Source organism: Bhargavaea cecembensis, assembly GCF_000826125.2.
Lineage (GTDB): Bacteria > Bacillota > Bacilli > Bacillales_A > Planococcaceae > Bhargavaea > Bhargavaea cecembensis_B.
Window position 1 is genome coordinate 543892 of sequence record NZ_LN651372.1, and the last position, 19246, is coordinate 563137.

Here is a 19246-nt window from a genome sequence, read left to right on the forward strand (position 1 = left end):
ACTTATTTTTCTTTACTTTTATTTGCATCCGAAGAAAACAGAAAAGCCGCCCTTCCGCAATGGGGAAGGGCGGCTGCCTGAAAGGCTCAGCGCCAAACGCTTTTGATGATGTTCGTCTGGGTCCGGTCCGGCCCGACGGAGAAGATGGAGATCTGGACCCCGGTGAGCTGGGAAATGCGCTCCAGGTAATGGCGTGCGGTCTCCGGAAGCTCATCGAGGGAACGGCATCCCGTGATATCCTCGCTCCAGCCCGGCATCTCTTCATAGACCGGTTCGCACTGATCCAGGACCCGGAGATTTGCCGGATATTCCGTCAGCAGTTCGCCGTTGTACCGGTAGGCGGTGCAGATCTTCACCGTTTCAAGTCCGGTGAGCACGTCGATCGAGTTGACCGTGAGATCGGTCAGGCCGCTCACCCGGCGCGCATGCCGGACGACGACCGTGTCGAACCAGCCGATGCGGCGCGGACGGCCGGTCGTCGTGCCGTATTCCTTGCCGACTTCGCGGATGCGGTTGCCGGTCTCGTCAAACAGCTCCGTCGGGAACGGTCCGTCGCCGACACGGGAAGTGTAGGCTTTGCAGACGCCGACGACATGGTCGATCTTCGTCGGGCCGACGCCTGCACCGATCGTGACGCCGCCGGCAACCGGGTTGGACGATGTGACGAACGGGTACGTCCCCTGGTCGATGTCGAGCATGACGCCCTGGGCGCCCTCGAACAGGACGCGGCGCCCCTCGTCGAGCGCGTCGTTGAGCACTTTCGATGTATCCGTCACGTACTGGGCGATTTTCTGTCCGTAGCCGTAGTATTCCTCGAGAATGTCTTCGACACGGAAGCCGTCTGTTTCGTACATCTTTTCAAGCAGGCGGTTTTTCTCGGCGAGGTTGCGCGTGAGTTTCTCCTCGAACACTTCCTTGTCGAGCAGGTCGGCCATCCGAATGCCGATCCGTCCGGCCTTATCCATGTAGGCGGGCCCGATGCCTTTGCCTGTCGTTCCGATCTTGTTTGCGCCCTTGCGGAGTTCTTCCACTTCATCCAGCTTGATATGGTAAGGCAGAATGACGTGTGCGCGGTTCGAGATACGCAGGTTGTCGGTCTGGACGCCCCGGGCCTGGAGGCCTTCCAGCTCGTGAACAAGCGCCTTCGGGTCAACGACCATTCCGTTTCCGATGACCGATGTCTTGTCCTGATAGAAGATTCCGGACGGGATCAGGTGGAGCTTGTACGTCTCACCGCCGAAAATGATCGTATGGCCTGCGTTGTTCCCGCCTTGATAACGCGAGATGACTTCCGCGTGCTCCGACAGGAAATCGGTGATTTTCCCTTTTCCTTCGTCTCCCCACTGCGTTCCGACTACCACCACTGATGGCATAGATCTGCACCTCCGATGGACGGCTTTTCACGTCCGATTTCAAACAGGTTCATTTTATCAGTGTTCCCCGGAGAGGTCAAGAAAAAACACGAACGCCTGGATGCCTCTTCGCATCCAACGTTCGTGTTTAAGCCGGCGGAGCTTCGTGCTGGCTCCAGTCGACATTGACGAATTTATTGTACTCCTTCACGAAGGCGAGCTTCACGGTGCCGGTCGGGCCGTTCCGCTGTTTGGCGACGATGATCTCGATCATGTTCTGATCTTCGGTCTCTTTGTCGTAGTAGTCTTCCCGGTAGAGGAACGACACGATGTCGGCATCCTGCTCGATGGAACCCGATTCCCGCAGGTCGGACATCATCGGACGTTTGTCCTGGCGCTGTTCGACGCCCCGGGAAAGCTGGGACAGGGCGATGACCGGGACTTCGAGTTCCCGGGCGAGCCCTTTGAGCGATCGGGAGATCTCGGACACTTCCTGCTGGCGGTTGTCCCGGGAGCCGCCGCTGCCCTGGATGAGCTGCAGGTAGTCGATCATGATCATCCCGAGGCCGTATTCCTGCTTGAGCCGGCGGCATTTCGAGCGGATTTCGCTCACCCGGATTCCCGGGGTGTCATCGATGAAGATGCCGGCGTTCGACAGGCTGCCCATCGCCATCGTCAGTTTCCGCCAGTCCTCCGCCTCAAGCGCCCCGGTCCGGAGCACCTGCGCGTCGATGTTCCCTTCGGCGCAGAGCATCCGCATGACGAGCTGGTCGGCGCCCATCTCAAGGCTGAATATCGCCACGTTCTCCCCGGCCTTGGTCGCGACGTTCTGCGACACGTTCAGCGCGAAGGCGGTTTTCCCGACGGATGGCCGGGCGGCGACGATGATCAGGTCATTCCGCTGGAAGCCTGCCGTAATCTTGTCGAGGTCACGGAAGCCGGTCGCAATCCCCGTCACTTCGCCTTTCCTCGTGTGAAGCAGTTCGATGTTGTCGTAAGTCTGGACGAGAACGTCCTTGATATGTTTGAAATCGCCCGCGTTTTTGCGGCTGGCGACTTCCATCATCTTCTTCTCCGCTTCGGCGAGGACCGTGTCCACTTCATCCTCGCGGGTGAAGCCGTCCTCGACGATGCCCGTCGCCGTCCGGATGAGGCGCCGCAGCAGCGCCTTCTCCTCAACGATCCGGGCATAATAGGAAACGTTCGCAGCCGTCGGAACGGCGTTTGCAAGCTCAGTCAGGTAGGAGATGCCGCCTACGTCCTCGAGTTCTTTCTTCGCCGACAGCTCCTCGGTGACCGTGACGACATCGATCGCCTCTCCGCGGTCGCTGAGCACCACCATCGTCCGGAAGATCTTCTGGTGGGAGACCCGGTAGAAGTCTTCCGGAACAAGTGTCTCGGCAGCGGAAATGAGCGCCTGGGGTTCCAGGAAGATCGCGCCGATGACCGACTGTTCGGCTTCGTTGTTATGCGGCGGAATCCGGTCGAATGTTTCCATTTCGTTCTCCCCTTATTCTTCCGTCACGTGCACCTTGAGCGTCGCCGTGACGTCGGTGTGGAGCTTGACCGGCACATTCGAGTAGCCGAGCGCACGGATGGCGTCGGGCAGCTCCATCTTCCGCTTGTCGATCTTGATGCCCTGCTGTTTCTCAAGCGCAGCGGCAATCTGCTTTGAGGTGATCGAGCCGAACAGGCGGCCGCCTTCGCCGGACTTGGCCTTCAGCTCGACCGTGACGGCCTCGAGCTTCTCCTTCAGGCGTTTCGCTTCCGCAAGTTCCTCGGCCGCGTCTTTTTCCTCGCGCTTTTTCTGGCCCTCCAGCTTGCTCAGGTTTGCCGGCGTCGCTTCGACCGCCATCTTGTTCTTGAACAGGAAGTTCTGGGCATATCCCACGGAGACGTCCTTGATTTCTCCTTTTTTCGCTGTTCCTTTAATGTCTTTCAGGAAAATCACTTTCATGATTCGGTTCCCCCTTCTGTTGTTTCTTTTATGGCTTCCGTCAGCATGCCGATCGCTTCATCGACCGAGCCTGCCTCAATCTGGGCGGCGGCATTGGTCAGGTGACCGCCGCCGCCGAGCCTTTCGGTGATGACCTGGACGTTCAGGTCGCCGAGAGACCGGGCACTGATCCCGATCCGCCCGTCCGGCCGTTCCGCCACGACGAATGAGGCGACGACCCCTTTCATCGAGAGCAGTGAATCGGCCGTCTGGGCGACGAGGACGGGGCTGTGCGGCTCTCCGTCCTGTCCATGGGCGATGACGATGCCCTCCCCGAAAAATTCGGCGGTCCGGATGATGTCCGCCCGGGCCAGGTACGTTCCGATATCTTCCCGCATGAGCCGCTGGATCAGCACCGTATCGGCACCGTTCGAGCGGAGGTACGAAGCGGCCTCGAATGTTCTGGAGCCCGTCCGCAGCGTGAAGCTCTTCGTATCGACGATGATGCCGGCGAGCATGGCGGTCGCTTCAAGCATGGAAAGCTTGTCGCCCTTCGGCTGATACTCAAGCAGTTCAGTGATGAGTTCCGCAGTCGACGAAGCGTACGGCTCCATATACACGAGAAGCGTGTCGGCGATGAATTCCTCGCCCCGCCGGTGGTGGTCGATGACGACCGTCTTCTCCGCCTTCTGGAGCAGGCGCTCCTCGATGACGAAGCTCGGCTTGTGCGTGTCGACGATGACGAGCAGCGTCCGTTCGGTCATGATCGCCTGCGCCTCATCAGGCGTGAGGAAATGGCGGAACAGGTCGGGCTCCGAGCGGATTTCGTCCATGAGCCGGATGACGCTCGAGTCCAGCTCGTCAAAGTCGATGACGACATAGCCCTCGACGTTGTTCATCTGGGCCATGCGGCGGACGCCGACGGACGCCCCGATCGCATCCATGTCCGGAAGCTTGTGGCCCATGACGATGACCTTGTCGCTTTCCTGGATGAGGTCCCGCAGCGCATGCGAGATGACCCTCGCCCGGACGCGGGTCCGCTTCTCGACCGGATTGGTCTTGCCGCCGTAGAACTTCACACGGCCGCTCGGCTGCTTGATCGCCACCTGGTCGCCTCCGCGGCCGAGGACGAGGTCGAGCCCCGACTGCGCCAGTTCCCCGAGTTCGGGAAGCGAGCCGGAGTCCGCCCCGATGCCGATGCTGAGCGTGAGCGCGGAGCTCTCCCTGGCCGTCTCTTCGCGGATGGCGTCCAGGATCCGGAACTTGTCCTTCTCCAGTTCGTGGAGGATCGATTCATTCAGCACGGCAAGGAAGCGGTCCGAACTGAACCGTTTCACGTAAATGCCGTACTCCGTGCCCCAGTTGTTGACGATCGTCGTGACGAGGCTGTTCAGCCGGCTCTTTGTCTGGTCGTCCATGCCAGATGCCAGCTCATCATAATTATCGACGAGGATCATGCCGAGCACGGTCCGGTCCGCATAGTAGAGCGTCTCGATCTCGAGCTGCTCGGTGATGTCGAACAGATAGAAGAGCTTTTCTTCCGGCTTGTGGACGACCTTGTATTTCCGGTTTCCGAGAGAGACGACACCTTCATGTTCGGCGTCTTCCTTCATGAAGCTCCGGAAATCTTCGGACAGGCCGGTCAGGTCTTCGCCGATGAGCGTATCGTACTCGAGGAGCTGGGCCATGAATGGATTGGACCACTCGATCGTGTACCGGTCATCGACAAGCAAGATCCCGATCGGCATTTCGAGCAGCGCCTCTTCGCCGACCTTCTTCATCCGGTAGGAGAGGTTCTCGATATGCTTTTCGGTCTCTGCGTAGGTCTTCGCCTCGGTCCGCCAGGCAACGGCCAGAGCGGCCGCTGCGGCAATGGCGAACAGGATGCCCGCCCATTCCCGGTACAGCGTGACCGGCACCACGGCAATGGCCGCGATGACCGTCAGAGCCAGAAGCGGGATCCGTATCGGTCGTTGTCTGAAAAAAGTTCCCATTCGTCAGCCACTCACTTTCCTTTGCTTCCCGTGATGAATCCCCTGAGATTGAATCCGGTATCGATGATGCCGAGCAGAACGACAATCGCCGACAGCGGAAAAGCGAACAGGACGGCGATCACGAGCACCCACTTCGGGTAGCCGGTGGCATGCACGGCGTACGCCAGGAGCGAGAGGCCCTGGATGAAGAACAGCACCCTCAGGACAAACATGGCGTTGTTGATGATCAGGTGCATCATCGTTCCGGGCTCCGGCGTCGAGACGAGCGACAGGATCAGCACAAGCGCGTAATAAACGAGCAGGATGGCCGGAAGTTTCATGCTCCGGAACTTCCCGAATTTCGGAATGTCCGCACCGAGCCGCTTCATGAGCGGAAGGATAATCGATATCATGATGAACGCCGTCAAGTACGAACCGAGGATGAACACGGACGGGACGAGGGTTTGCATGAGAAGGATCATCTGGTTCACCATTTCGTCGTATCCGTCCGGCAGCCGGCCGAATCGTTCCATGATCTCGCCTGTCTGCGCGTAGTACGCCCGGAGCGTGTCCATCAGCTCGGCGATGATATTCATGTCGAGGAAGGCGACGGCCGCTGCGTACTGCAGGACGCCGGTGATGAGAATGGCCAGTCCTGCAGCCATGAAAATGTAAAGCTTGGTTTTGCCGGTCCGGACGCCGTCCCCGATGACAAAGCCGATCGGTGCGTTCAGGAGGGCGAGCAGAAGCCCGCCCGGCCCGGCAATGAGGAATGAAAGGACAACCCCTGCAACCGCGACCAGCAGAGACGGTCCGCGGCTGTACCTGGCACCGTAGAGTGCGAGGGGGAGCGGGATGGCAAACACGGTGACCGCGCCGATGATCGGCACATAATAAGTGAGTGCCGCCAACAGGGCGAACAGGGCGGCCATCATGGCTCCGAAGGTCGTCCTTCTCGCTTGATCTGTACCCATTGTCAGCCTTCTTTCAAATTAGGATTCCCATCAGAATCACAATGGAATCTTCCTATCATTGTATCATGTTTCGGGGGAGGGACCAAAAAAGGGACGGGTGTCCGCATCGGCTGCGGAGCCCGTCCGTAAAATGGAAAAGAAGCCCCGGACCGGCCGGGGCTTCCTTGATAAATCAGCGTTCTTCCGAAGTGAATGGGAGAAGACCCATGATCCGGGCGCGCTTGATTGCGAGCGTAAGTTTACGCTGCCATTTCGCGCTTGTTCCTGTTACACGGCGAGGGAGGATTTTCCCGCGCTCGGAGATGAACTTTTTAAGCAGATCGACGTCTTTGTAGTCGATGCGCGTAATGTTGTTGGAAGTAAAGTAGCAGACTTTGCGGCGTCTGCGTCCACGACGTGGTGCCATGCGTTTCGCCTCCTTTGCTCATAGATGCACGCATCCTGATCAGAACGGCAGGTCGTCGTCCGATACTTCGATCGGGCCGCCGCCCGGCGTGAACGGATCCTCGTCGGTGCGTGTGTAGTTATTTTGATTCGGGGATTGCCCCTGATAATTCGGCTGCTGGTTCTGGTTCTGCTGGTTTCCGTAGGACGGAGCGGACTGCTGGTTCCCGTAGGACGGTGAACCTTGCTGGCGGTCTGCCGTTGCACCCCGCGGTTCCAGGAATTGGACGCTGTCCGCCACAACTTCCGTCATGAAGACGCGTTTTCCGTCCTGGCCGTCGAAACTGCTCGTTTCAATCCGGCCGTCGACACCTGCGAGGCTTCCCTTGCGGAGGAAGTTGGCCACGTTCTCGGCCTGCTTTCTCCAGGTCACCACGTTGATGAAGTCCGCTTCCCGCTCACCCCGCTGGTTCGTGAACGTCCGGTTCACGGCCAGTGTGAAGCGGGTCATGGCAATGCCCGACTGGGTGTATTTCAGTTCAGGATCCTTCGTTAACCTTCCGACTAGGACAACACGGTTGATCATCAGTAAACAACCCCCTTTGTAATAGTCTGGCTTATAACGTCAGCTCATCAGTCTTCTTCGCGGATCGCGATGTGACGGATGATGTTCTCGTTGATGTTCGCGAGACGCGTGAACTCATCGATCGCTTCTGCAGGCGCATTGATCTTCACGATCTGGTAGATACCTTCACGGAAGTCGTTGATCTCGTAAGCGAGACGGCGCTTGCCCCATTCCTTCGACTCGATGATCTCCGCGCCGTTCGAAGTGAGGATTCCGTCAAAACGCTCAACAAGCGCTTTTTTCGCCTCGTCTTCGATCTTCGGCTGGATAATGTACATGATTTCGTACTTATTCATCAAGATGTCACCTCCTTGTGGACGTATGGCCCGGCGCGTTTTGCGGCGGGCAAGGAGTAAAATAATCAATACTTACTCACATCGGTTTATTCTACCACAGGGCTTGTCTGATTTCAACCTGGAATTAAACAGGAGAATGGGCGATTTTGGGCGGGATTGATTTCCGCTCCGGAGACTCGCTTGCCGCGGTCGTCGCCTGATAAGATTTCCCGGGAAACGTCTTCCGGCGGATGTGAAGGTGGTGGGGGGGCTGTCCGGTGGAGTATGATTCAGGCAGAGGGTTGAGTTTCATCGTTATTTTTTCCAGAAAAGAGGATCAATCATGGATTTTTCACAGTTGGAGGGACGGGAGCCGGACCGGGTAGTGGAACTGGACCTGATGAAGGTGGCGAAGGAGAGCCTCTGGCTGACACTGCTGTCAACCGTCTTCCTCTTTTTGGGCAATGCACTGCTGCACAGCCTATTCCGCGGGGACGGATTCGAGTTCACCTTTTCGATCAAGGGGATCATCATCGGAACGCTTCTGTTCATCGCCGGGTACGTCGTCCTGATCGTCGTTCATGAGGCGTTCCATCTGCTCGGGTTCCGGCTGTTTGGCGGCGTTCCGTTCCGGGAAATGGCATTCGGCCTCAATCTCGAAGCCGGCATCGCCTATGCGACGACCAAAGTTCCGATCCATAACCGGGGCATGCGCAAGGCGCTGCTGCTGCCGCTCTGGATGACCGGCATCCTGCCGGCTGCGGTCGGCCTCTGGCTCGACAGCTATCTTCTTTTATTCCTGTCCGCCTGGCTGATCGGCGGGGCGGCGGGAGACCTGGCGATGGACCGGGAACTGAAGCGGCTGCCGGGGGACTGGCTCATCAAAGATGATCCTGAGAAGCCGAAGCTCTACGCCTACAGCCCGGGTCCGGACGGCGAATAATAAAAACAGCTCCGCGGAGATAAACCCGCGGAGCTGTTTTTGGTTGTGTTCTTATACGTTAAAGCGGAACAGCATGACGTCGCCGTCCTGCACGACGTATTCCTTACCTTCGAGGCGGACCTTGCCGGCTTCCTTCGCGGCCGCCATCGAACCGGCCGCGAGCAGGTCTTCATAGGAGACCGTCTCTGCGCGGATGAATCCGCGTTCAAAGTCGGTATGGATGACGCCCGCACACTGCGGAGCCTTCATGCCTTTGCGGAACGTCCAGGCGCGCACTTCTTTTTCGCCCGCCGTGAAGTACGTGGCGAGGCCGAGCAGCCGGTAGGCCGCACGGATGAGCTGGTCGAGTCCGGCTTCCCGGATGCCGAGCTCTTCGAGGAACATCGCCTTCTCCTCGTCATCAAGTTCGGCCATTTCCTCTTCGATCTTCGCACAGACGACGATCACCTCGGCATTGTCTCCCTCGGCGAACTCGCGCACTTTCTGGACGTACTCGTTGCCGTCCGGATCCGCGATGTCGTCTTCGGATACGTTGGCGACGTAGAGCATCGGCTTGATCGTCAGCAAGTTCATCCCTTTGATGACCTTCAGCTCGTCATCCGTGAAGTCGACCGAGCGGGCCGGCTTCTCGTTTTCGAACGCTTCCTTCAGCCGGACGAGGATCGGCTCTTCCAGCATCGCTTCCTTGTCTTTCGACTTGACCATCTTCGACACGCGGGTGAGGCGCTTGTCGACGCTTTCGAGGTCGGCCAGGATGAGTTCGAGGTTGATCACTTCGATATCCTCGATCGGATCGACTTTTCCGGACACGTGCGTAATGTTCTCGTCGGCGAAGCAGCGGACGACCTCGCAGATCGCGTCCACTTCCCGGATATGGGAAAGGAACTTGTTTCCGAGGCCTTCGCCTTTGCTGGCCCCTTTGACGATCCCGGCGATGTCGGTGAATTCGAACGCGGTCGGGACCGTCTTCTTCGGCTTCACGAGCTCGGTCAGCTTATTGAGCCGCTCATCGGGCACTTCCACGATGCCGACGTTCGGGTCGATCGTGCAGAACGGATAGTTTGCCGCTTCCGCACCGGATTTGGTGATGGCGTTGAACAGGGTCGACTTCCCGACGTTCGGGAGACCGACGATTCCGGCAGTTAGTGCCATGGTTTTCCACAACCTTTCGATCTATGCAAATCATTAAGGGGCGCCTTGCCCCAGCTTGATCAGTTTCCACAACCTTTTCATTATAGGAAATAAAGGCCGGAACTGTCCATCATTCGCCTGTGTCGGCTTGTTGGAGGATGCGTTTCATCTTTTTCTCGAACTCCCGCCTCGGGATAAGGACACTGTGCTGGCAGCCGGTGCATTTGATCCGGATGTCCGCGCCCATGCGGATGATCTTCCAGGCGTTCGTCCCGCACGGATGCTGTTTCTTCATTTCCACGACGTCCCCGATGGCATACTGCTTGCTTTCCATTCTGCTCACCTCCGGCTGCAGGTTGTTGGCTCACTGGCCGTCGTTCTTTGTGCCTTTCTTGTCCACCATGACCATTTTCGGGTAGGCGCTTTCGATATGATTGTCTTCCAGGAACTTCTTCAGGTCTTTCCGCAGCCGCCGCTCCACGGCATACTGCATCATCGGGGCCGTTTCCGCCGTGATCCGCAGAAGGATTTCATGTGCTTCGAGGCTCTGGACGCCGAGCAGCTCCGGCGGTGCGAGGATTTCCGGATAGTCTTCCTTGCCCATGATCCCGGCCAGGAAAGAGCGGATGAGCGATTCGGTTTCCTGGAGATTCGTCTCCCGGGCGATGCTGATGTCGATGACCGCAGTGGAATTGTAAATCGACGAATTCACGACTTCCGTGATCGACCCGTTCGGGATGATGTACAGCTCGCCCGTGTAGGTTTTGATCTTTGTCGTGCGGAGGCCGATTTCCTCGACCGTTCCGACGGCATCTCCGATCTTCACATAGTCACCGACCGAGAACTGGTCTTCAAAAATAACGAAGAACCCGGTGATGATATCCTTCACGAGACTCTGCGCGCCGAACCCGACGGCCAGGCCGAGAACCCCCGCCCCCGCGAGCAGGCCGGCAACATTGATCTTGAAGATCGACAGGATTGCCATGATCGCAGAAAAGTAGACCACGTAAGCGAGGACGTTCTCCAGAAGCTTGATGAGCGTCCGTTCCCGCCGCTCCGTGGCTCGGATCGGACCTTTCAGCTTGATGCTGAACGCCCGCCGGATGACCGACTTTCCGACTCTCACGAAGAGGGCGGACAATGTGATGATGACGATGATCTTCAGTCCGATGAATCCGAGCCGGATCCAGGTGTCTTCACTGAGTATCATGTCTTTGAGTGAGCTGAGCATGTCAAATGACTGTTGAAGGTCTTCGTTGATTTCTTTTGAGACCGGTGTCTCCGGTGTCTCCGGTGTTTCCGGTGTTGGCGTCTGCGCCATATTAATCTACCTCCCGCATAAAACCCTCGTATATCGTCTCATCTTTTCGCGTATACTTCCAAAAACACGCATGGAAATGAGGGTCCTATGATGACCATTGCGGCTCTGACGATTCAGGAACGTTTTCATCATTCGGAACCGGGATGTGCCTGGCGGCTGTCGACCACGCTCTTGAGGAATGTTCCGTTCGGGGAGCGTCCGATCCGGTTTGTCTGCATCGGAACCGACCGGTCGACGGGCGATTCATACGGCCCGCTCACCGGCACGGCCCTGTTCGAGCAGGCCGGGTTCCCGTTTCCGCTTATCGGGACGCTTGAGCAGCCCCTGCATGCCCTCAATCTTGAACAGAAGCTGAACCCTGGCAGAAAATCGGACCAGGTGTTCACGGTTGCAATCGATGCCTGCCTCGGAAAGCCGGCCCATATCGGCCAGATCATCGTCGAGGACAGGCCGCTCAAACCCGGCCGGGCTGTCGGGAAGACCCTTCCGCCGGTCGGCGATCTGTCCATCAAGGGAGTGGTCAATGCCGCCGTCGGGGACGGCCATGAGGCGCTGCGGAACACCCGGCTGCATCTCCCGTTCATGATGAGCCGGCTGACGGCACGGGCGATCTTACTCGCCTGGCACCGGCATGAATCCAAAAGCGTACAGGATGCCGGTCACGACCGCCACGACTAGGATTCCCGGTATGAGGTTGGCCACCCGGATCTTCGTCAGGCCGATCAGGTTGAGGCCGATCGCCAGGATCATCAGGCCGCCCGTTGCCGTCATTTCCCTGATGAAGAACTGCAGCATGTCATCCGGGACGAAAAGGCTGATCTGAGTGGCGAGGAGGGTGATCGCCCCCTGGTATACGAAGACGGGCAGAGCGGCGAGAATGACGCCGATGCCGAGCGTGGAGCTCAGGATGAGGGCCGTGAAGCCGTCGATGATCCCCTTCGCAATCAGGATATCGTGGTCATTCCTGAGGCCGCTGTCGATCGCTCCGATGATGGACATGGAACCGATGACGAAGATGAGCGTCGCCGTCACAAAGCCCCGGGCAATTCCCTGACGCCCTTCATCGTCCTTGTCTTTTCCGCCGAGCGATTCCATCCAGGCGCCCAGCCGGTTGAGCCGGCCGTCAAGATCCATCCACTCGCCGATTGCCGCCCCGATCACGATGGAGATGATGACAATGATGATTTGTGTGCTTGCAAAGCTCATTTGAAGACCGATGGCCATGACTGCGAGGCCGATCGCATAGGTCACGGTTTCTTTGATTCTATCGGGGATGTTGCTGAGGAATCTCCCAATGATCGATCCGATGATGATAAGTGCCACGTTGATGAGTGTCCCGTAAAGGACCATGGGAAAGCCCCCGTCCTGTCAAAAAATATACCCGCCCTTCCTCATTCGGGAAAAAGGGCAGGTTTTCTTTTATTGCTGTTGTTCCAGAAGTTCGAGGATCCGTTCCAGATCGTCATCGGTGAAGAACTCGATCTCGATCTTTCCCCGGTTTTTCGATTTCCGGATTGTCACGCTCGTTCCGAAGTAGTCGCGCAGTTCCGATTCCTTCTCCGTAATGAAGATATCCTTTTTCTCTTCTTTCGTTTCACGTGGAACATTGTCATTCATCCGCTGGACAAGAGCTTCCAGCTGGCGGACGTTCAGCCCGTCGCTCACCGTCTTCTTGGCGAGCGGGACGATCTGCTGTTTATGTTTCAGGCCGAGAAGCGCCCGGCCGTGTCCCATCGACAGGACGCTGTCCGACAGCATCGCGCGGACTTCTTCCGGAAGTGCGAGGAGCCGGATATGGTTGGCGATGTGAGGACGGCTTTTGCCGAGGCGGAACGCAAGCTGCTCCTGGGTGAGCCCGAGATTCTCCATCAGCTGGCGGTAGGCCTCCGCCTCTTCGATCGGCGACAGATCCTCCCGCTGGAGGTTCTCGAGGATGGCGAGTTCCATCATCTGCCGGTCGGTCATGTCCCGGACAACTGCAGGGATCGTGTCGAGTCCGGCCTTGCCGGAAGCCCGGAACCGGCGCTCGCCGACGACGATCTCATACTTCTTGCCCTTTTTCCGGACGATGATCGGCTGGAGCACGCCGTGTTCCCGGACCGACTCCGTCAGTTCGGCCAAGCCGTCTTCGTCGAACACCTTCCGCGGCTGGTAGGGATTCGGCTTCAACAGTTTCAGGTCAAGCTGTTCCACGCTTTCGGACTGTTTCATCGACTCTCCGGGGAAAAGCGCATTGAGTCCCTTACCTAACCCTTTCGCCATTATGGATCACTTCCTTCGCCAATTCTAGGTACACTTCAGCACCTCGGGACCTCGGATCGTAGATGATGATCGGCTCGCCGTGGCTCGGGGCTTCACTGAGCCTCACATTGCGCGCGATGATCGTGCTGTACACTTTGTCCTGGAAATACTTTTTCACTTCCTCGATGACCTGGATGCCAAGGTTTGTCCGGGCATCGAACATCGTCAGCAGGACCCCGTCGATCATCAGGTCCTGGTTGAGGTGTTTCTGGACAAGACGGATTGTGCTGAGCAGCTGGCTCAGGCCCTCGAGTGCATAGTACTCGCACTGGACGGGGATGATGAGCCCGTCGGAAGCCGTCAATGCGTTCAGCGTCAGCAGGCCGAGCGAAGGCGGGCAGTCGATGATGATATAGTCGTAGTCGTCCCGCACTTCATCGAGCGCATGCTTGAGCCGCACTTCGCGTGAAATGGTGGAGACAAGTTCGATTTCGGCTCCGGCAAGAGAAATGGTCGCCGGAATGATGCTCAGATTGTCCACCGCCGTCGGCAGGACGGTGCTCCGGACATCGGCATCGTCAATCAGAATATCGTAAATGCAGTGATGAACGTCGCCTTTGTTGACACCCACGCCGCTCGTTGCGTTGCCCTGCGGATCGGTATCGATCAGCAGCACTTTCTTGCCGAGATGGGCAAGGCACGCACTTAGGTTGACAGATGTCGTCGTCTTCCCGACGCCGCCCTTCTGGTTGGCGATCGATATGATTCTTCCCACAATGCACCTGCTTTCCAACTGCTGTCGTTGCGGTAGTCTGCCGGGCCGGCCGGCAATTGAGTTTCCGTTGCTTCCATTCTATCAAAAAACTGTCCGTTTGCCTTTTGGGACGGAAAAAACTCCTGCCGGGATACGGCAAGAGAAAAAGTCACTTTTTCTTCGGAATCCTGACGGTGATCTTGTAAAAGTCTTCTTCGTCTTCTTCCTCGGTCTTCAGGCTGATGCCGCTTTGTTTGACGAGGGACAGCGACTGGCGGATTGTATTCAGGGCAATCCGGACATCCTTGCTGACCGCCTTGCGCCTCGTCTTCGGCTTTTTCTCTTCTTCCGCCTCCGCCTCTTCCTCTTCCGGGTCGAGAATCTCCCGGATCCGTTCTTCCAGCTGCTTGACGTTGTATTCCTGTTCTTTTATTTCATCGAATAGCTGAAGCTGGAGCGCCTCTTCCTTCAGAGTCAGCAGGGAGCGGGCATGGCGCTCCGATATCTGGCGGTCGAGGATTCCTCTTCGGACGGGATCGGGCAGCTTCAGGAGCCGGAGCTTGTTGGCCACAGTCGACTGTCCCTTTCCGAGCCGCTGGGCGAGTGCTTCCTGGGTGAGCGAGTGAAGCTTCAGCAGCTTGTCGTAGGCCATCGCCTCCTCGATCGCCGTCAGCTCTTCACGCTGCAGGTTCTCGATGAGCGCGACGGAAGCGGTCTCCTTGTCATCCATGTCCCGGACGATTGCAGGCACTTCCGGCCAGTTCAGCTTCTTCATCGCCCGGTATCGGCGCTCGCCCGCGATGATTTCGTATTTCCCATCCTCAATCGGTCTTACGACAATCGGCTGAATGACACCGTGTATGTTGATCGTCCGAGCCAGCTCGTCGATTTTCTCTTCATCGAAGATCGTTCTCGGCTGGAATCGGTTCGGTATGATATCAGCGAGCGGAATCTTGATGACATCCTCTGACCGCTCCGCTGCGTCCGTCTCAAGCAATTCTTCTTTTTCGTTGTTCCCGAAAAAACGTGAGAACGTGCTTTTCAAACCGGGCACCCCCTAGTGAACATCCTTGCTCCTTAAGTAATTCGATAGGCAGGCTGGAAATCCTTCAATGATGTTCCACGTGGAACGGTCACTTCATGAGCGGCAGTTTTCCCGGTGTGCCCGGCTTTCTCGGGTATTTCTTCGGGGTCTTGGACACTTTGTCGAAAACGAAGATATTGCGTTCGCTTTCTTCGACGGGAAGAAGGAACGAGAATGAATCGTGCAGCCGGCCCCCGAGCGTCCGCACTGCGTATTCCGCTTCCTCGAGTTCTTCTCCGGCCGCTGCCGCCTTCATGGAGATGAACCGGCCGCCTTCCTTCACGAGCGGCAGGCAGAGTTCGGCGAGCACCGGCAGCCTGGCGACCGCACGGGCCGTGACGATGTCGAATGCCTCCCGGTATTGTGGATTGCGTCCGGCCTCTTCCGCACGCGCGTGGACAAAACGGACATGGTCGAGTCCGAGTTCCTTGCCAAGCTCATCCAGGAACGTGATGCGCTTGTTTAGCGAATCAATGATCGTGACGCGCAGATCCGGGAAGCAGATTTTCAGCGGAATGCTCGGGAATCCTGCGCCTGCGCCGACATCGCAGATCGTGAGCGGACCGTCGAACGGCGTCCGGAATGCCAAGCTGACCGAGTCGAGGAAATGCTTCAGGTAAACCTGTTCCCGGTCGGTGATCGCAGTCAGGTTCATTTTCTCGTTCCATTCGACGAGCAGTTCGAAGTAACGCCGGAACTGCCCGATCTGCCTCTCGCTGAGCTCGATGCCGTGCTCTGCCAGGTGGCGGATAAATTGTTCTTCATTCATGAGACGGTGCCCCTTCCATGGCACGGGCCGATGCGAATCGTTCACATCGGCCCGTTCTTTTATGATTCAGTTCGTGACTTTGGCGATTTTGCCGTGTTCGATATACACAAGGAGGATCGAGATGTCCGCCGGGTTCACCCCGGAGATCCGGGAAGCCTGCGCGATGGAGAGCGGGCGGACCTCCTTCAGGTTCTGGCGCGCTTCGGAGGCGATGCCCTGGATGGCGTCGTAATCGATGTCTTCCGGAATCTTTTTGTCTTCCATCTTTTTAAGGCGGTCCACTTGCTGCATCGACTTGTCGATATAGCCTTCGTACTTGATCTGGATTTCGACTTGTTCCTTCACGTCATCCGGAAGTTCCGCAGGCGGCGGGGTGACGCTGCCGATGAGCCCGTAATGGATCTCCGGCCGTTTCAGAAGGTCGGAAGCATGGACGGCTTCCTTCAGTTCGGTGCCGCCGATCTCACGGATTGCTCCCTGAAGGGCTTCATCCGGTTTCAGGATGGTCGCGCGGAGACGGGCGATTTCCTCTTCGATCATCCGCTTTTTGCGGGTGAACGCCTCGTACCGCTCATTCCCCTGCATGCCGATGCGGTGGCCGAGCTCCGTCAGGCGGAGGTCGGCGTTGTCATGGCGGAGGAGAAGGCGGTATTCGGCACGGGAAGTGAGCAGCCGGTACGGTTCGTTCGTCCCTTTCGTCACGAGGTCATCGATGAGGACGCCGATATAGGCATCGGAGCGGCTCAGGATGATCTCGCCGCGGCCGAGCACCCGGGCGGCGGCATTGATGCCGGCCATAATGCCCTGTGCGGCCGCTTCCTCGTATCCACTCGTCCCGTTGATCTGGCCTGCCGTATACAGACCGCGGATCCGCTTCGTCTCCAGCGTCGGCCAGAGCTGCGTCGGCACGATGGCATCGTATTCGATCGCATAGCCGGCGCGCATCATCTCCGCCTTTTCAAGCCCCGGGACCGTTTCGAGCAGGCGGCGCTGCACATGCTCCGGAAGGCTTGTGGAAAGCCCCTGCACGTACACTTCGCGCGTATTGCGCCCTTCCGGCTCAAGGAAGATCTGATGACGCGGCTTATCGGAGAACCGGACGATCTTATCTTCGATCGACGGGCAGTAGCGCGGCCCTTTCCCTTTGATCATGCCCGAATACATCGGGGAAAGATGCAGGTTTTCATTGATGGCCTCATGTGTTTCGGCCGTCGTATACGTCAGCCAGCACGGCAGCTGGTCGGTGATGAATTCGGTCGTCTCATAGCTGAACGCCCGCGGTTCCTCGTCGCCCGGCTGGATTTCGGTCTTGCTGTAGTCGATCGTCCGGCTGTTGACGCGAGGCGGCGTACCGGTCTTGAACCGGACCATGTCAAAGCCGAGTTCCTCGAGGTTTTCCGCCAGGCCGATCGACGGCTGCTGGTGGTTCGGGCCGCTTGAGTATTTGAGGTCGCCGATGATGATTTCCCCGCGGAGAAACGTGCCCGTCGTGACGACGACCGTTTCCGCGCGGTAGACGGCGCCGACCTGCGTGATGAGGCCTTTCACTTCGCCGTTCTCGACGATGAGTTCCTCGACGATCCCCTGATGGAGCGAAAGATGTTCCTGTTCCTCGAGCATCCGCTTCATTTCCTGTTGATAAAGCACTTTGTCCGCCTGTGCCCGGAGTGCCCGGACGGCAGGCCCTTTTCCTGTGTTCAGCATGCGCATCTGGATATGCGTCTTATCGATGACTTTCCCCATCGCGCCTCCGAGCGCGTCGATTTCGCGGACGACGATCCCTTTCGCCGGCCCGCCGATCGACGGGTTGCACGGCATGAAGGCGATCATGTCGAGGTTCATCGTGAGGATCAGCGTCGATGCGCCCATCTTTGCGGAGGCCAGTCCGGCTTCCACGCCGGCATGCCCCGCTCCGATGACGATTACGTCGAACTTGCCTGCTTCGAATTGCGGCATGTTCGTCACCCTTCCTAATTTAAGAATATATGAAGCCGGCCTGATGCCGGCAGTTCGTTATTTTCCAAGGCAAAACTGAGAGAATAATTCGTTGATGAGGCTGTCCTGGACCGTGTCCCCGATGATTTCACCGAGGATTTCCCAGGCGCGCGTCACATCGATCTGCACGATGTCGACCGGCACGCCCGCCTCTGCTCCGTCGATCGCATCCCGGACAGACTGGCGTGCGCTGTGGAGAAGCGAGACGTGGCGCGCATTGGACACGTAGGTCATGTCCTGCGAGCCGGTGTGCCCTTCAAAGAACATCGAGGCGATCGCTTCCTCCAGCTCATCGACCCCTTCGTCACGGGTGAGCGAGGTGGTGACGAGCCGGGCGCCTTCCGCCTGTTTCCGGACTTTTTCAAAGTCGAGCTTCTGCGGGAGGTCGGTCTTGTTCGCCACAATGATGACGTCCATTCCCCGAACCGCTTCAAACAGCCGGATATCTTCTTCGGCGAGTTCCTCGGAGCTGTTCAGGACGAGCAGGATGAGATCCGCTTCCTTCAGCACTTTCCGGGAGCGCTCGACGCCGATCCGTTCGACGATGTCCTCGGTCTCCCGGATCCCCGCCGTATCGACAAGCTTCAGCGGCACGCCGCGGACATTGACATATTCCTCGATGATGTCCCGCGTCGTCCCGGCAATGTCCGTGACGATCGCCTTGTTCTCCTGCAGCAGACTGTTGAGGAGCGATGACTTGCCGACGTTCGGCCGGCCGATGATGGCGGTGGAGAGGCCTTCGCGGAGGATTTTCCCCTGGCCCGATGTCCGGATGAGCTTGTCGATCTCCGACTCCACCCATGCGCACTTTTCGATGAGCACCGGAAGCGTCATTTCTTCCACATCATCGTATTCCGGATAGTCGATGTTCACCTCGACCTGCGCGAGCGTATCAAGGAGCGCCTGGCGGAGGCTGCCGATCAGCCGGGACAGCCGGCCTTCCATCTGGCCGAGCGCCACGTCCATCGCCCGGTCCGTCTTCGCACGGATCAGGTCGATCACCGCTTCAGCCTGGGACAGGTCAACCCGCCCGTTCAGGAACGCCCGTTTCGTGAATTCGCCGGGTTCCGCCATACGGGCGCCGCTCCTGAGCACGAGCTCCAGCACCCGGTTCACCGATACGAGGCCGCCGTGGCAATTGATCTCCACGACGTCTTCGCGCGTGAACGTCTTCGGCGCCTTCATGAGCGACACCATCACTTCTTCCGCGACGGAACCGGTTTCCGGGTCGAGAAGATGCCCGTAGTGGATCGTGTGGGAGGCCATCGACGACAGCGGCTTCCCCGAAGGTGCGCGGAACAGCTTGTCCGTGATGGCGACCGCTTCATCCCCGCTCAGGCGGACGATCGCAATCGCCCCTTCGCCCATCGGTGTGGATATCGCCGCTATCGTATCAAATTCCATTGAGGCCACCCTTTCTTTCCTGATTGTCCACATGTGGATAACCGGAAATCGACACGGTTATCTAACGTATTATAGTACCATAAAC

At 58.1% G+C, this 19246-nt stretch carries 20 protein-coding genes; 2 read left to right on the top strand and 18 right to left on the bottom strand.

Annotation, left to right across the window (positions count from 1 at the left end; genetic code table 11):
• Positions 1–86: 86 nt before the first annotated feature.
• The 8 genes from BN1189_RS05600 to rpsF form a co-directional block, all read right to left on the bottom strand.
• The gene (locus BN1189_RS05600) at positions 87–1373 is read right to left on the bottom strand and encodes an adenylosuccinate synthase (protein ID WP_040226351.1); all 1287 of its coding nucleotides are present in this window, start codon (positions 1371–1373) and stop codon (positions 87–89) included.
• Between the two features lie 127 nt (positions 1374–1500).
• A complete protein-coding gene (dnaB, locus tag BN1189_RS05605) occupies positions 1501–2850 on the bottom strand; it encodes a replicative DNA helicase (protein ID WP_040226353.1) in 1350 nt (449 codons plus the stop codon).
• 12 nt (positions 2851–2862) lie between these two features.
• On the bottom strand, positions 2863–3309 hold the full coding sequence (gene rplI / locus BN1189_RS05610) for a 50S ribosomal protein L9 (protein ID WP_040226356.1): 447 nt from the start codon (positions 3307–3309) through the stop codon (positions 2863–2865).
• Positions 3306–5282, bottom strand: coding sequence for a DHH family phosphoesterase (locus BN1189_RS05615; RefSeq protein WP_040226359.1), 1977 nt, complete (start codon positions 5280–5282; stop codon positions 3306–3308). The genes rplI and BN1189_RS05615 overlap by 4 nt, the downstream gene beginning before the upstream one ends.
• An 11-nt stretch (positions 5283–5293) precedes the next feature.
• The gene (locus BN1189_RS05620; protein ID WP_082194151.1) at positions 5294–6235 is read right to left on the bottom strand and encodes a YybS family protein; all 942 of its coding nucleotides are present in this window, start codon (positions 6233–6235) and stop codon (positions 5294–5296) included.
• A gap of 172 nt (positions 6236–6407) precedes the next feature.
• Positions 6408–6641: a 30S ribosomal protein S18 gene (gene rpsR / locus BN1189_RS05625; protein WP_040226364.1), complete on the bottom strand. Its 234-nt coding sequence runs from the start codon at positions 6639–6641 to the stop codon at positions 6408–6410.
• A gap of 39 nt (positions 6642–6680) precedes the next feature.
• Positions 6681–7205, bottom strand: a complete 525-nt coding sequence (ssb, locus tag BN1189_RS05630; protein WP_040226367.1) for a single-stranded DNA-binding protein — start codon at positions 7203–7205, stop codon at positions 6681–6683.
• 47 nt (positions 7206–7252) lie between these two features.
• On the bottom strand, positions 7253–7540 hold the full coding sequence (rpsF, locus tag BN1189_RS05635) for a 30S ribosomal protein S6 (RefSeq protein ID WP_040226369.1): 288 nt from the start codon (positions 7538–7540) through the stop codon (positions 7253–7255).
• A gap of 322 nt (positions 7541–7862) precedes the next feature.
• Here rpsF and BN1189_RS05640 point away from each other — a divergent pair, with 322 nt between their 5' ends.
• The gene (locus BN1189_RS05640; RefSeq protein ID WP_069201953.1) at positions 7863–8462 is read left to right on the top strand and encodes a DUF3267 domain-containing protein; all 600 of its coding nucleotides are present in this window, start codon (positions 7863–7865) and stop codon (positions 8460–8462) included.
• A 51-nt stretch (positions 8463–8513) separates the two neighbouring features.
• Here BN1189_RS05640 and ychF read toward each other — a convergent pair whose 3' ends face one another.
• The 3 genes from ychF to BN1189_RS05655 all read right to left on the bottom strand — a co-directional run bounded on the left by ychF (position 8514) and on the right by BN1189_RS05655 (position 10914).
• Positions 8514–9614, bottom strand: coding sequence for a redox-regulated ATPase YchF (gene ychF, locus BN1189_RS05645; protein ID WP_040226372.1), 1101 nt, complete (start codon positions 9612–9614; stop codon positions 8514–8516).
• A 109-nt stretch (positions 9615–9723) separates the two neighbouring features.
• Complete coding sequence (locus tag BN1189_RS05650; RefSeq protein WP_040226374.1) at positions 9724–9927, bottom strand: DUF951 domain-containing protein; 204 nt, start codon at positions 9925–9927, stop codon at positions 9724–9726.
• 30 nt (positions 9928–9957) lie between these two features.
• Positions 9958–10914 (bottom strand): mechanosensitive ion channel family protein, encoded by a 957-nt coding sequence (locus BN1189_RS05655; RefSeq protein ID WP_082194152.1) that lies wholly within the window; start codon positions 10912–10914, stop codon positions 9958–9960.
• Positions 10915–11004: 90 nt separating this feature from the next.
• Between BN1189_RS05655 and yyaC the strand changes: the two genes are divergently transcribed.
• A complete protein-coding gene (gene yyaC / locus BN1189_RS05660; protein WP_052455665.1) occupies positions 11005–11592 on the top strand; it encodes a spore protease YyaC in 588 nt (195 codons plus the stop codon).
• On the opposite strand, the gene BN1189_RS05665 is transcribed toward yyaC, so the two are convergent.
• The 7 genes from BN1189_RS05665 to mnmE all read right to left on the bottom strand — a co-directional run bounded on the left by BN1189_RS05665 (position 11527) and on the right by mnmE (position 19161).
• On the bottom strand, positions 11527–12264 hold the full coding sequence (locus tag BN1189_RS05665) for a DUF554 domain-containing protein (protein WP_040226380.1): 738 nt from the start codon (positions 12262–12264) through the stop codon (positions 11527–11529). The two genes, yyaC and BN1189_RS05665, sit on opposite strands and share 66 nt — an antisense overlap.
• Positions 12265–12333: 69 nt before the next feature.
• Positions 12334–13176, bottom strand: a complete 843-nt coding sequence (locus BN1189_RS05670; RefSeq protein ID WP_040226383.1) for a ParB/RepB/Spo0J family partition protein — start codon at positions 13174–13176, stop codon at positions 12334–12336.
• On the bottom strand, positions 13157–13930 hold the full coding sequence (locus tag BN1189_RS05675; protein ID WP_040226386.1) for a ParA family protein: 774 nt from the start codon (positions 13928–13930) through the stop codon (positions 13157–13159). Before BN1189_RS05675 ends, BN1189_RS05670 begins: the two co-directional genes overlap by 20 nt.
• 148 nt (positions 13931–14078) lie before the next feature.
• Positions 14079–14954 (bottom strand): nucleoid occlusion protein, encoded by an 876-nt coding sequence (gene noc / locus BN1189_RS05680; RefSeq protein WP_040226388.1) that lies wholly within the window; start codon positions 14952–14954, stop codon positions 14079–14081.
• A gap of 88 nt (positions 14955–15042) precedes the next feature.
• A complete protein-coding gene (rsmG, locus tag BN1189_RS05685) occupies positions 15043–15762 on the bottom strand; it encodes a 16S rRNA (guanine(527)-N(7))-methyltransferase RsmG (protein ID WP_040226390.1) in 720 nt (239 codons plus the stop codon).
• Positions 15763–15828: 66 nt separating this feature from the next.
• Positions 15829–17718 carry a tRNA uridine-5-carboxymethylaminomethyl(34) synthesis enzyme MnmG gene (gene mnmG, locus BN1189_RS05690; protein ID WP_040226393.1) on the bottom strand — a complete coding sequence of 630 codons (1890 nt, stop codon included), beginning with the start codon at positions 17716–17718 and terminating at the stop codon, positions 15829–15831.
• 57 nt (positions 17719–17775) lie between these two features.
• Positions 17776–19161, bottom strand: coding sequence for a tRNA uridine-5-carboxymethylaminomethyl(34) synthesis GTPase MnmE (gene mnmE / locus BN1189_RS05695; RefSeq protein ID WP_040226394.1), 1386 nt, complete (start codon positions 19159–19161; stop codon positions 17776–17778).
• Between the last annotated feature and the right edge of the window lie 85 nt (positions 19162–19246).

Coding starts and splice junctions, on each gene's coding strand:
- mnmE (WP_040226394.1), bottom strand. CDS start 19,161: ATGGAATTTGATACGATAGCGGCGATATCCACACCGATGGGCGAAGGG.
- BN1189_RS05600 (WP_040226351.1), bottom strand. CDS start 1,373: ATGCCATCAGTGGTGGTAGTCGGAACGCAGTGGGGAGACGAAGGAAAA.
- BN1189_RS05620 (WP_082194151.1), bottom strand. CDS start 6,235: ATGGGTACAGATCAAGCGAGAAGGACGACCTTCGGAGCCATGATGGCC.
- BN1189_RS05665 (WP_040226380.1), bottom strand. CDS start 12,264: ATGGTCCTTTACGGGACACTCATCAACGTGGCACTTATCATCATCGGA.
- rpsR (WP_040226364.1), bottom strand. CDS start 6,641: ATGGCACCACGTCGTGGACGCAGACGCCGCAAAGTCTGCTACTTTACT.
- ychF (WP_040226372.1), bottom strand. CDS start 9,614: ATGGCACTAACTGCCGGAATCGTCGGTCTCCCGAACGTCGGGAAGTCG.
- BN1189_RS05655 (WP_082194152.1), bottom strand. CDS start 10,914: ATGGCGCAGACGCCAACACCGGAAACACCGGAGACACCGGAGACACCG.
- BN1189_RS05670 (WP_040226383.1), bottom strand. CDS start 13,176: ATGGCGAAAGGGTTAGGTAAGGGACTCAATGCGCTTTTCCCCGGAGAG.
- mnmG (WP_040226393.1), bottom strand. CDS start 17,718: ATGCCGCAATTCGAAGCAGGCAAGTTCGACGTAATCGTCATCGGAGCG.
- BN1189_RS05650 (WP_040226374.1), bottom strand. CDS start 9,927: ATGGAAAGCAAGCAGTATGCCATCGGGGACGTCGTGGAAATGAAGAAA.
- dnaB (WP_040226353.1), bottom strand. CDS start 2,850: ATGGAAACATTCGACCGGATTCCGCCGCATAACAACGAAGCCGAACAG.
- rsmG (WP_040226390.1), bottom strand. CDS start 15,762: ATGAATGAAGAACAATTTATCCGCCACCTGGCAGAGCACGGCATCGAG.
- ssb (WP_040226367.1), bottom strand. CDS start 7,205: ATGATCAACCGTGTTGTCCTAGTCGGAAGGTTAACGAAGGATCCTGAA.
- yyaC (WP_052455665.1), top strand. CDS start 11,005: ATGACCATTGCGGCTCTGACGATTCAGGAACGTTTTCATCATTCGGAA.
- BN1189_RS05615 (WP_040226359.1), bottom strand. CDS start 5,282: ATGGGAACTTTTTTCAGACAACGACCGATACGGATCCCGCTTCTGGCT.
- rpsF (WP_040226369.1), bottom strand. CDS start 7,540: ATGAATAAGTACGAAATCATGTACATTATCCAGCCGAAGATCGAAGAC.
- BN1189_RS05640 (WP_069201953.1), top strand. CDS start 7,863: ATGGATTTTTCACAGTTGGAGGGACGGGAGCCGGACCGGGTAGTGGAA.
- rplI (WP_040226356.1), bottom strand. CDS start 3,309: ATGAAAGTGATTTTCCTGAAAGACATTAAAGGAACAGCGAAAAAAGGA.